Below are 12,151 nucleotides of genomic sequence, written 5' to 3'. Positions count from 1 at the left end.
GTGCGGTGGGACGGTATGACGGAATGATCCAGTCCGGCACTCAAGGCCAATGTGACCTGGGTTACCCGTCCGTACGTGGGAGCGGGGGGCGGCTGGCGTCGGAGGAGCGGGGCGTTGGCGTACGAGGTCCCCAGGGACGGTGGAAGCATTGTCGGAGCCTGCCCCTAGAGTCGCCCCAACGTGATCGTGGCGGCGCTGCGACCGGGGGTGTGCCATGCCGTGCCATGCCCCGGACCAGGCCGTCTGACCGAGGAGACAGCACATGGGGTGGGTTCCGGCCGGCGACTACGAAGTCGCCCTCGACGACGGGAAGGTGGTCTGCCGCAACGCGGCGGGCCGCCTGCTGAAGACGGTCCCGGGGAAACTCGCGGACGACCCGGCCGTGGTCGGACTGCGCCAGCTCGTGGAGTGGCTGGACCGGCACGAACGCCAGTGCGTCGCCGACGTCGAGCGCTGGATGGTGCGCTCGCTGCCCGTCCCCGTCGCGGCCATCGCCCAGGTGTGGCAGGACGCGGCCTGGCGCTCCGCGCTGCGCGACCTCGTCGTCACGGGTGAGGACGGCGAGGTCGCGGGATTCCTGCGCGACGCCGACCCCGTCCGGGGCCTCGGCCTGGTCGACCTCGACGGCGACACGGTGCGCATCAGCCCCGAACTGGTCCGCATCCCGCACCCGGTGCTGCTCGCGGACCTCGAGGAACTCCGCGAGTTCGCGGTCGAACTCACCGTGGACCAGCGGGTGCAGCAGCTCTTCCGCGAGGTCTGGCACCGCCCGGCGGACCTGGACCCGCAGACCGCCTCGGTCGACGACTACGCGGGCGGCGCCTTCAAGGAACTGCGGTTCCTGCACGGGCGCACCACCCAGCTCGGCTACCGGGCCCGCGCCGGCCACGCGGTCTGCCCGGTCGTCGAGGACGGCACGACGGTCGAGGCGCGCATCTGGATCGGCGACTACGACAGCTACGAGCGGACCGAGACCGGCTCGCTGACCTGGGCCGACGCCGCGGGCCGGGCCCTGACCGCAGGACAGGTCGGCCCGGTCGCCTGGTCCGAAGGCATGCGCATGGCGGCGGCCCTGTACGCGGGACGCGACATCGAGGACGAGGAGCAGGCGGCATGAACACCGACGACATCACCCGGGCCGCGGCCCTGCTCGACGCCGGGGCGATCCTGCGCACCGGCACCGTCGATCGCGACGACGCCGACACCCTCACCGCCCGGACCTACACCCACCCGGCCCTGGACGACCGGCGCGTGGTGCGCCTGGTGGCGGGCACCCTGGGCGAGGCCGAGGACCTGGCCCTGGACTTCCTCGGACTCGCCCGCGAGCCCGACGCCCCCGAGGTGGGGCAGGTGCGCCGCGAGACGCTGGGCTTCCCCGCCTGGGCCCTGGTCAACGATCCGGCCAACGGCCACCACGCGCTGGCCCTGGTCAAGGACATGGAACGGCTGGCCCGCCAGGCCAAGTCCCGGGCCGGCGCCGCCAAGGACGGCTTCGAGGCACTCGCCACCCGGCTCGGCCGCGCCGTGCCGCACTTCCTGCCGACCTTCTACGAGCAGGCCGCGCGCGTCTTCCTCCAGCACGACAACAGCACCTACGCCGCGACGCTCTTCGGCAAGGCGCGCGCCGCCGAGCGCGTCCACGGCCTGCCGGTCGACGAGGAGCGGCAGCGGGCGGTCTTCCTGGAGTTCGCCTTCGCCGGAGCCCTGACCGTCAAGGCGCTCAAGGACCATGCGCAGGACCTGTCGCGCCGCCTCACCCCGGCCGAGGCCTGGGCGCAGTTCCGGCAGCTCGCCGTCGAACGCTGCGGTGCGGGCATGGCGCCGTACGCCGCCCTGCCGCAGGACGCCCGCGCGCTCATCAAGGCCGCAGGCCTGGACCGGGAGACCGCCGAGAGCGCCTTCGTCGGGGACCTGATCGCCTCGCCGAGCATCGTGCGGGCCCCCGCGTCCTTCTGGACCGCATACCGCCCGACCCTGGTGGCGCTCGCCGCCGCACGACCGGAGATCCGCGTCCGGCTGCTGGAGATCATGCCGGCCGGGCTCGGCGACGACCGGAAGGCCGACGAGACCTGGCTGTCGCTGCTCGCCGAGACGGGCGCGGACGCCCTGCTCACCGACATGCGGAGCACCGGCGGCGTCGACCCCGCGGACTGGCTCAGCCGCTGGGCCCTGCACCGCAAGCACGGCTCGTCCAGCTCGCAGCGGTGCGCGCGCACCCTGGCCCTCGTCGAGCGCATGGCCCCCCGGCTGCGCTCCGACGGCCGTCCCGCCGACCTCTTCCAGGGACGCTGGCACGCGGGCGCCGACCTGGACCTGCTCGACGCCTGCGTCGCCTGGGACATCCCCGTCACCGAACCGGCGGCGGGCGCCAACGTCCACCTCCCGCTCGAGCGCTGGATAGGTGACGACACCCCGGGCCGCCGCGACCTGACGGCCGTCGCCGGCCGTCCCCGTTTCCGCGGACTGCTCTACGACGCGCTGAACGGCCTGAACGGCCATCGCACGGGGGACTCGGTACTCACCGCGATCGCCGCGCACCCGGTGCTCGGCGCCGTGCTCCACGACTGGCTGCGCGACCGCGCGGCCGAACTCACCGGGGCGGCGGGACTGCCCGGTTCGCGAGCGGCGCTGCGGCGCCTGTCGTCCTTCCGTGCGGTCGCCGGGCAGGTCAACCCGGAGGCCGTCGCCGACATCGCCGCGTACGACCTGGCGCCGGTCCTCGGCGCCACCCTGCGCGCCGGCGTCCTGGACGAACTGGGCTGGCCCGCCCTGGAGGAGACCTACCGGCGCCTCGATGCCGACCAGAACGACAAGAACCACTGGATGGTGGTCGCCGAGGCCTGGCCCGCCCTGGTCCTCGCCAACCGTCACACGGCCGTCGTGGTCGGCCCCGAAGGCGTGCTGCTCGAACACGAACTGCGCCTGCCCGCCGACCTGGACCGCTGGCGCCGCCCCCACTTCCGGTACACCGACGGCGAACTACTGGTCATCTGGGCGGAGGACGGCAAGCAGCGCGCGTACTGGTCGACCCGCCCCGCCGAACCCTTCACCCTCGGCGGCGAGCAGCTGCCGCAGTGGTGGAACGGGCAGGAGGTCGACGCCCCGTCGCTGCCGCTGCCCGGCGGCGGCCGCGCCACCGGCGGCCGCACCCTGCACGCGGGCGACACCACCCTGCCGTCCACCCGCCCCGTCCTGGGCGACGGCACCGGACACTGGCGCCAGGGCAAGCAGGGCCGCGACCACTGCTGGGTCGAGTACGACCCGGCGGGCGGCACCCACGGGCGCGCTTCGCTGCCCGCCTTCCTGCAGTCGGGAATCCGCGACGGCGCCCGCCTCGTGACCGAGGCATGCGAGGTCCTGCCGCTGCTGCCGGGCCTGGAGACCACGCCGCTGGGCACCGACGGCACCGTCCTGGGCCGCTGGGTGCGCACCGAGGGACAGGACCCCGACCGCCGCGTCACCTCCGGGACCCCCGACGGGCGGACCTTCACCCTGGCCGTCGCGCCGGGCCGCCGGGATCACCCCGTACCGCTGGGCGCCCTGAGGCTGCCGGGCGGAGCCGCGCCCCTCGCCGCCCTCGTCGGCGGCAGCGTCGAGCTGTATCCGGAGGGCGCCGTCACCACCGACGCGCTGGGATCGGTCCCCCTCGGCGACCGGGGCGGCGAGTACGCGGCCGGCACCGGGTACGTCCCGCCGCCCGCGTTCTGGCACGCCCTGCGCCCGCGCGACGAGCAGGGCTCGGCCGCCCTGCGTACGGTCACCGACGCGCAGATCGCGACCCTCCTCGACACCGTCGCCACCGCACTGGCCGGGCGGAAGGCCGCGGTCGCCGCCGACAAGTCGTACGACGGCCCCACCGCGGACGAGCTCATCGAGGCCGCCGTCGCCACGGCGCTCCCCGCGCTGACCGACGCCCGGCTGCTCACCGGCGTGAGCGCACTCGTACGGACGGCCGCCCATCACCGCGCCGCCACCGCCGCGTACGCCACACCCCCGCAGGACGAGCCGCACGGCGGGAAGCACGGCGACGGAATGTACGCCGACCACCGGCCCGTCCACGGGGACGACGCCACCCTGACCGCCGCCGTGGAAGGGATCGCCGCACCGGGCGGATACCGCTATTGGGGGCGCGAGGAGAAGTGGAGCGGCCTCCAGCAGATCCTCTCCGTCAACCATGTCCTGTCCGGCAGGCCCGCCGACGGCAAGCCGCTGCCCGACCCCACCGCGTTGCCGGCCCTCGGCGACGGCTGGACGAGCGAGACCCGCACCGTCCCCGGCATCGACCTCATCTGGCTGCCGTTCCTGGACGCCCTGGGCGCCCTCGCCTACCGCGCCGCCGCCCCCACCACCACCGACGCACACCGGGAGGCGCTGCTGCTCCTCCTGGAAGCGGTCGCCACCGGCCCGCTCGCCAACCCCGCGGGCGCACTGCGCCAGGTCCTGCTGTGCGAGGAGGACAGCGAGGACCAGGCCGGCAAGAAGCAGCGGCTCGGCCAGGTGCTGCGCCGCGGCGACCGTACGGTGGTGATCCTCGGCCGGGAGCACTCCCGCCGCGACGACCGCATCCACTGGCTCGCCCTCGACCACGACCCGGAAGGGGAGTTCGGCCAGATCGCCGACTTCACCCACCACGAGGACCAGCGGTACACCCCCGCCCTCCCGCACGAGCGCCTGCTCCCGCTGATCCGCCTCGTCCGCGAGCGCGGCGCCGCGCCGTGGCGGCCCGAGGCGCCCGCCGCACTCGACGCCGCCACCGGCATCGGCCCCGCGCAGGCGACCCTGCTGGTCGCGGCGGGCACCGGTGAACCGCACGCGGACGCACTGGCCCTGATGGGCCTCAAGGCCCGGCAGGCCGAACGGGCCGACGCGCGGCTGAGCGCGCTCGGCCGCGCCAACCGGCCGGCCCTGCTGGACGCACTGCTGCCCGCCGACCCCGCCGACCTGTGGGAGACCGGACCCGACACCGTGGCGGCCGCCAAGACCTGGGCGGAACGCCTGGGATCACTGGTCCGGCTCCCGGAGGACCTGGGCGACGTCCTGGCCGGTGTGTCCGTCGCGTCGGCGGAAGCCGTCCTCAACCCCGACCGCACCGCGTGGCTCAGCCGCACCACCATCATGCGGCTCGACAAGGACGGAGACCTCGTCGCGGAGGACCCGGCCGCCGTCCCCGGCCGCGGCCACCTCACGAGCGCGGTGGCCGCGCTCAGCGGGCTCGCCTACGAACTGCCGTACGGCCATCCGCTGCGCGCCCACCTGCCCGCCGGGCTCGCCGCGCTGCGCCGGCGCCTGGCCGACCCCGGCCTCATCCTCGACCTGGACGTGGAGTGGACGGAGAAGGGCACCGCGACCGCGCTCCCGCTGCGCACCGCGTACGGCATGCCCGCGACCGGAGGGGCGGGAGCCGACGGCCTCACCCGCCTCGGGGACGCCCTCGTGCTGCGCCCCTGGTACGGCGACACCGAGATGACGCTGGTGCGTACGGCCGGACTCACCGGCGCGGACGATCCCGTCTTCGGGCTGCTCGAAGGGCTGGTCGGTACGGGCCGCGCCCACAGCCTGGCGGCGGTGCGGACCCTGCTCGGCGACGACCTCGAACAGGCCGTCCTGGCCGGTTCGGCTCCCAGCGGCTTCACCGGCTACGCCCAGGACCCCGCCCGCTCGGTCCCGGAGCTGGTCGCCGAAGTCGCCGCGACCCACGGACTGGGCGACGACGCGGCCGCGCTCTACCTGCAACTGCTCGCACTGCCCGACCCGACCGACCGCGACCGCGCCCGGTGGACCGGGTGGACGCCGGGCCGGTCGAAGAAGGCCAGGACCGAACTGGCCGCCACCGGCCTGGTGGTGGAGGCCAAGCGGTCCCGCGCGGGCCGGACCCTGTTCCTGCCGTGCGGCTGGCACGAATTCAAGGCTCCCGCCCTGCCGGTGGAGACCTGGAAGGAACCGCTCTACCCGCTCCGCGACCGCACCCGGGCCGTACCGCACCTGCCGGTGCCCGCCCTGTTCGCCCGCGCGTGGGGCCGCGTCAAGGACGGCGACGCCCCCGCTTTCGAAGAACTCACCACCCGTGCCACCCGGAAGGGCCGCCGCCGATGACCACCGACACCACCGTTTCCGCACCCCCGTCCGACACCCCGGCCGCCCGGCAGGTCACCCCGCCCGAGGACCGCCACGCCACCGAACTGGCCTTCCTCGCCGCCTACGACGACGGCCCCCGCCCGCCCGCCTGGCTGCTGACCCCGCGAGCCGTCGTCACCTTCGTGATGGGCAGCGGGGACGAGACCCTTCGCCTTCCCGAGGGCGCCGCGGCGCCCGAAGGCGTCCCCCGCAAGCTGGTCGTCGAGCAGAAGTTCGTCGGCGACCGCGCCCTGGTGGAACGCTGCGTCGTCACCCTCGCCGGAGAACGAGGGCTGCTGCTCGTCGGCGAGCCCGGCACCGCCAAGTCGATGCTCTCCGAGCTGCTGTCCGCCGCCGTGTGCGGCACCAGCGGCCTGGTGGTGCAGGGCACCGCGGGCACCACCGAGGACCAGCTCAAGTACGGCTGGAACTACGCGCTGCTCCTGGCCCAGGGCCCCACCCGGCAGGCCCTGGTGCCCTCCCCGGTCCTCACCGCGATGACCCGTGGCGCGGTGGCCCGCGTCGAGGAGATCACCCGCTGCCTGCCCGAGGTCCAGGACGCCCTGGTCTCACTCCTGTCCGAACGGCGCATCGCCGTCCCGGAACTGGCGGGCAGCGCCGACGCCCTCGCCCACGCCGCACCCGGCTTCACCCTCATCGCCACTGCCAACCTCCGTGACAAGGGCGTCTCCGAGATGTCCGCGGCCCTCAAGCGCCGCTTCAACTTCGAGACCGTCGGCCCCATTGGCGACCTGGACGCCGAGACCGCCCTGGTACGCCGCCAGGCCCACGCGGCCGTCACCCGGGCCGGAGCCCCCTTCCAGGTGGACGACGCGATCCTCGAAGCCCTCGTGACCGCCTTCCGCGACCTGCGGGACGGACGGTCGGCCGAAGGGTGGGAGGTCGAGCGCCCGTCCACGGTGATGAGCACCGCGGAGGCGGTGTCCGTGGCCGGTTCGCTGGCCCTGGCCGCCGCGTACTTCCCCGGCGACCGGGACGTGCTGTCCCTGCTCCCCGGCCATCTGCTGGGCGTGGTCCGCAAGGACGACCCGGCCGACGCCGCCCGGCTGCTGGGCTACTGGGACGGCGCGGTGCGCCGCCGCGCCGAGCAGGGCTCGGCGACCTGGCGCACCCTGTGGGATCTGCGCCCGGCCCTGGAGAGCTGACACCATGACCCCTCCGCCCCCGGCCCCCGCCACCACTGCGGAAGCCTCCACCGGCCCCTCCGACTCCACCGCCTCGTCCGACCTCACCACCCCGGCCATGACTCCGGACGAGGCGGTGGAGGCCCTGATCGACCCCACCGCCCCGTACCTCATCGGCGTGCGCCACCACGCGCCGTCGCTCGCCGCCGTCATGCCGGAACTGCTCGACGCGGCGAAGCCTGAGGTGCTGCTCGTCGAGCTGCCCGCGGATCTGCAGGAGTGGCTGCCCTGGCTCGCCCACGCCGACACCCACGCCCCCGTCGCCCTGGCCGCCGTCCCCGCCACCTCCGGCGGGGACGGGCACGGGCCCGCGTTCTACCCGTTCGCCGATTTCTCCCCCGAACTCGTCGCCCTGCGCTGGGCCGCCCACCACGGCATCCCCGTGATCGCCTGCGACCTGCCGCTGTCGGACCCGGCCCGGCACGAGCCCCGGCACCTGACCACGCCGGGCCACGACGGGCCCGGACTGCGCGAGGCGCTCACCGCCCGCCTCACCGGCCGTCCCGGCGAGGACCTGTGGGACCGCCTGGTGGAGACCGCCGCCCCCGGCTCCCCGCCCGAGGCGCTGCGCCGCGCCGCCCTGCTCACGGGCTGGGCGCTGCGGCACGACGCCGAACGGGCCGGGGCGGTGGCCGCGTCGGACCTGGCCCGCGAGCGCTGGATGCGCGCCCGGATCGACGAGGCCACCGCCGGCGGGCGCCGGGCAGCCGTGATCGTGGGCGCCTTCCACACGCCGGCGCTGCTGGGCCCCGGGACCGGCCCGGTGCCGCCCGCGGACGCGCTCCCCAGCGGTCCGGCCTGGACCGTCTCCCTCATCCCGTACACCTATCCGCTGCTGGACGAGCGGTCCGGCTACCCGGCCGGCATCCGCGACCCCGAATGGCAGCACCTCGTCCTGGAGGCGGCGGGCCGTCCGGCCGCCATCGACGAGGCACTGCTCACCACCGCCGTGCGGATCTGCGGCGAACTGCGCGCCCAGGACCATCCCTCGGGGCCCGCGGACGCCCGCGAGATCGTCCGGCTGGCGGGCGACCTCGCCCGGCTGCGCGGCCTGCCCGCCCCCGGCCGCGGCGAACTCATCGAGGCCGTGCAGACCGTACTGGCCCAGGGCGAACCGCTCGGCCGCGGACGCGCCGTCGCCCGGTCGCTGGAACGGGTCCTGGTCGGCACCCGCTCCGGCCGGCCCGCCCCAGCCGCCCCGCGCAGCGGTCTGGCACCGGCCGTGGAGGACGAGGTCGCGGCCCTGGGCCTGCCCGGCCCCGCCGACACCGGACCCGCCGCCCGCGACCTGCGGCTCGACCCCCTGCGCTCGGACCTCGACCGCCGCCGCGAACTCCTGCTGCGCCGGCTCACGGTCTGCGGCATCCCCTACGGCACGTCGAAGCCCGTGACGGGCGCGGGCGCAGGCGAGGCCGTGTCCACCCGGTGGGAGGTGCGGTGGACCCCGGCCACCGCCGCCATGGTCACCGCCGCCGGAACCCGCGGCGTCACCCCGGCCCAGGCCGCCGAAGGCCTGCTGCGCGAGCGGCGCCGCGCCGAACAGGACGACGGCGGGCCCACCGCCGCCCAGAGCATCGACGGCCTGGCGGAGGCCGCCGGCTGCGGACTGCCCGCGCTGGCCGACGAACGCCTCACCGAACTGGGCGAGAGCGTCCCGGCCACCGGCACGCTGCCCCAACTGCTGGCCGCCCTCGAACTGCTGGACCGCATCCGAGCCGGCCACGTCGCCGGACTCGGCCCGGACCCGGACCGCGGCGCGCGATCGGCGGCCATCGGCGAACTGCTCACCTCGGCCGCCATCCGCCAGGTCGACGGCCTCACCGGCTCCGACGACCCCGACGACGCCCGAGCACTGCTCGAACTCGCCCACCGCGCGGACGTCTTCGGCGGGATCCGGCTCACCGACGCCCTCACCCGGCTGGCCACCGACGGCTCGGCGCTGATGTCCGCCGCGGCCGGAGCCGTACGCGTCCTGCTCGGCCACGAGGACGCCCATGCCTTCGGGACCCGCACCGCGTCCTGGGTGGACGCGGCCACCGACGGCGCCACCCGGACCGCGCTGACCGCCCGCCTCACCGGCCTGCTCACCGCGGCCGGCCCACTCCTGGAGACCATGGCGCCCGTCCTCGACCCGGTGCTCGACCGCGTCACCGAGCTCGACGACACCGCCTTCCTGGACCGCCTGCCCGCACTGCGCGGCGGCTTCGACACCCTCAGCCCCGCCTCCCGCGACCGGTTGCTCACGGCGGTGGAGGACCGGCTCGGCGACGCCGCGGGCCGGATCACCGATACGGACGGCATGGACCCGGCCGCGCTGGCGCTGTGGACCCGCGCAGACCTCGCGGCCCGCGCGACGCTGGACCGGCTGGGCCTGCTGCCTCCCGTCCTCCCGGCGGGCCCCGACGGCTCCGTACCGTCCGCGACGCCGCCGCGCGACCGCGACCACCGCCCCGGCCGGCCGTCACCGGCCCTCCCGGCGGAGCCCACGCCCCTTGACCCGGCCGGTCCGCCACCGCACGCCCCCGGCCGGCCACCGGCCCCGGACGCCGCCGACCCCGCGGCCGCACAGCGGGCCGGCCTGCCGCCGGCAGCCTCCCCGGCAGCGCCCGCCGCATCCGGGGGAGCGGCCGGGCAGGCCGCACCCGCGCGGGACCGCGTCCTGGCCCCCGCCGACCGCTGGCGGCTGGTACTCGGCCGCCGAACCGACCAACTGCCTCCATCAGCAGCGCCGTTGGCCACGGCGCTGGACGAGCTGTACGGCACCGGCCGCGGCGAGGGCTCCCGCGGCGATCTCGGCACGGGCAACCGCGGCGGCCGCCAGGCGCCCTACCCCGGCGTCCGCGAATGGTCGGAGGAACTGGCCGCCCTGTTCGGCCCCGGCATCCGCGAGGAGGTCCTCGCCGCGGCCGCCGCGTCCGGCCGCCGCGACGTCCTGGGCGAACTCGAACCCGACCGTGTCCGCCCCTCCGTCGACCTGCTGCGTACGGTTCTCCAGCACGCGGGCGGCCTCCCGGAGGCCCGGCTCGGCGCACTCCGCCCCCTGGTCCGCCGGCTCGTCGACGAACTCACCCGGCAGCTGGCCACCCGGCTGCGTCCCGCCCTGACCGGCATGACGCTGCCCCGCCCGAGCCGACGCCCCGGCGGACAGCTCGACCTGGCCCGCACCCTGCGCGCCAACCTCGCCACCGCACGCCGGGCCCCCGACGGCAGCGTCCAGGTCATCCCCGAGCACCCGGTGTTCCGCTCCCGCGCCCGGCGCGCCGCCGACTGGCGGCTGATCCTGGTCACCGACGTCTCCGGCTCCATGGAGGCCTCCACCATCTGGTCGGCCCTCACCGCCGCCGTCCTGGCCGGGGTGCCCACCCTCTCCACCCACTTCCTCGCCTTCTCCACCGAGGTCATCGACCTCACCGACCACGTGAACGACCCGCTGTCCCTCCTGCTGGAGGTACGGGTCGGCGGCGGCACCCACATCGCCGCCGGGCTGCGGCACGCACGCACCCTGGTGACCGTGCCGTCCCGCACCCTGGTCGTCGTGATCAGCGACTTCGAGGAGGGCCACCCGGTCGGCGGGCTCCTCTCCGAGGTACGCGCCCTCGTCGGAGCCGGGTGCCACGTACTCGGCTGCGCGAGCCTGAACGACGCCGGCCGCCCCCGGTACTCGATCGGCGTCGCCGGGCAGCTCGTCGCCGCCGGGATGCCGGTTGCCGCCCTCAGCCCGCTCGAACTCGCCCGCTGGGTAGGGGAGAAGATCGCATGAGCCAGCACCTGCCCGCTGTGGCGCCCGCCGTGACCGCCGAGATCGTCGGCGCGCTCTCGCCCAGACTGCGCAAGCGGCTCGACGCCGCCATCACCAAGATCGCCGACCGGCCGGTCAGCCGCGACGGCGACACCGTACGGATCACGGTCGACGACGAGACCGGCCTGGAACTCCACGCCCCCGCCGGGGTGGTGACCACCGCGGACGCCATCCGCTGCGGCTGCCTGCTCGCCCCGGGCTGCCTGCATCGGGCGGCGATCGCGTCCGCCGCGCCGGTGGCCGACCCCGTGGCCGACCCGCCCTCCGACTCGGACGCCGGGCAACCGTCCCCCGACGAGGACGCCGGGCACCCTGAGCCGCCGGTGGCCGAAGAGAACACGGCCACCCCCGAGCAGCGTGCCGCGGCCGGCCACCTGTGGGAAGCGGGCGCCGCCCTGCTCGACACGGGCATCGAAGGCGCCGGAGCCGTCCTGCAGTCCGAACTGCTGCGGGCGGCCCACACCGCCAGGCTCGGCGGCCTGCCCCGCCCGGCCGCGGCCGCCGTCTCCGTCGTCACCGCGTTGCGCTCCGCCCGCTCCGGCGACCCCGCCCACCGCCTCGCCGACCTCACGGCAGCCGTCCGCGAACTGCTCGGCACCGCCCACCGGCTGCCCCACGCCACCGGCCCCGAACTGGCCGCCCTGCGCGGCACCGCCCGGCAGACCTACGTACCGGACGGATCCCTGCGCCTGTACGGCCTGTTCACCGAACCCCTGATCACCGCCGGCGGCTACGCGGGCGCCATCACCTGGACCGCCGCCGCCGACGGCCGCCTCTACACCGTCTCCGACATCGCCCCGGGCGGCCCCGGTCGAGCGACGGCGGCAGCCGGGCGCACCGTACGCCTGGGCGACACCGCGCTCACCCACCGCCAGTTGTCCCACGCGGGGCTCGCCCTGTCGGGGGCCACCGTCTCGCCCACCGGCCGCCTCGGCGCGGGCGCCGGGGTCAAGGCGGTCCAGGCGGCGGGCGCGGCCTGGACGGACGAACCCCTCGCCGCCCTGTGGGCCCCGCCCGCCGCCGGACAGGGGGC

Annotated in this window: 4 protein-coding genes and 1 pseudogene; all 5 read left to right on the top strand. The window is 76.1% G+C overall.

The features are described 5' to 3' along the window. Positions 1–262 precede the first annotated feature (262 nt). Positions 263–1,117 (top strand): DUF4132 domain-containing protein, encoded by an 855-nt coding sequence (locus ACWGDE_RS09280; RefSeq protein ID WP_453388374.1) that lies wholly within the window; start codon positions 263–265, stop codon positions 1,115–1,117. Further along, the gene (locus tag ACWGDE_RS09275) at positions 1,114–6,093 is read left to right on the top strand and encodes a hypothetical protein (RefSeq protein WP_453388373.1); all 4,980 of its coding nucleotides are present in this window, start codon (positions 1,114–1,116) and stop codon (positions 6,091–6,093) included. Before ACWGDE_RS09280 ends, ACWGDE_RS09275 begins: the two co-directional genes overlap by 4 nt. Next, positions 6,090–7,280, top strand: a complete 1,191-nt coding sequence (locus ACWGDE_RS09270; RefSeq protein ID WP_453388372.1) for an ATP-binding protein — start codon at positions 6,090–6,092, stop codon at positions 7,278–7,280. Before ACWGDE_RS09275 ends, ACWGDE_RS09270 begins: the two co-directional genes overlap by 4 nt. Before the next feature lie 4 nt (positions 7,281–7,284). Then, positions 7,285–11,079: a vWA domain-containing protein gene (locus ACWGDE_RS09265; protein WP_453388371.1), complete on the top strand. Its 3,795-nt coding sequence runs from the start codon at positions 7,285–7,287 to the stop codon at positions 11,077–11,079. Next, a pseudogene (locus ACWGDE_RS09260) lies at positions 11,076–12,151 on the top strand (hypothetical protein); the annotation flags it as partial. The gene ACWGDE_RS09265 and the pseudogene ACWGDE_RS09260, both read left to right, overlap by 4 nt.

The organism is Streptomyces sp. NPDC054956, assembly GCF_053609185.1.
Note: the sequence above shows the minus strand (reverse complement) of the source record. Positions and strands in the feature narration are given on the sequence as shown.

Bases quoted from the DNA above. Each gene is read 5' to 3' on its own strand.
- ACWGDE_RS09280 (WP_453388374.1), top strand. From the start codon at position 263: ATGGGGTGGGTTCCGGCCGGCGACTACGAAGTCGCCCTCGACGACGGG.
- ACWGDE_RS09275 (WP_453388373.1), top strand. From the start codon at position 1,114: ATGAACACCGACGACATCACCCGGGCCGCGGCCCTGCTCGACGCCGGG.
- ACWGDE_RS09270 (WP_453388372.1), top strand. From the start codon at position 6,090: ATGACCACCGACACCACCGTTTCCGCACCCCCGTCCGACACCCCGGCC.
- ACWGDE_RS09265 (WP_453388371.1), top strand. From the start codon at position 7,285: ATGACCCCTCCGCCCCCGGCCCCCGCCACCACTGCGGAAGCCTCCACC.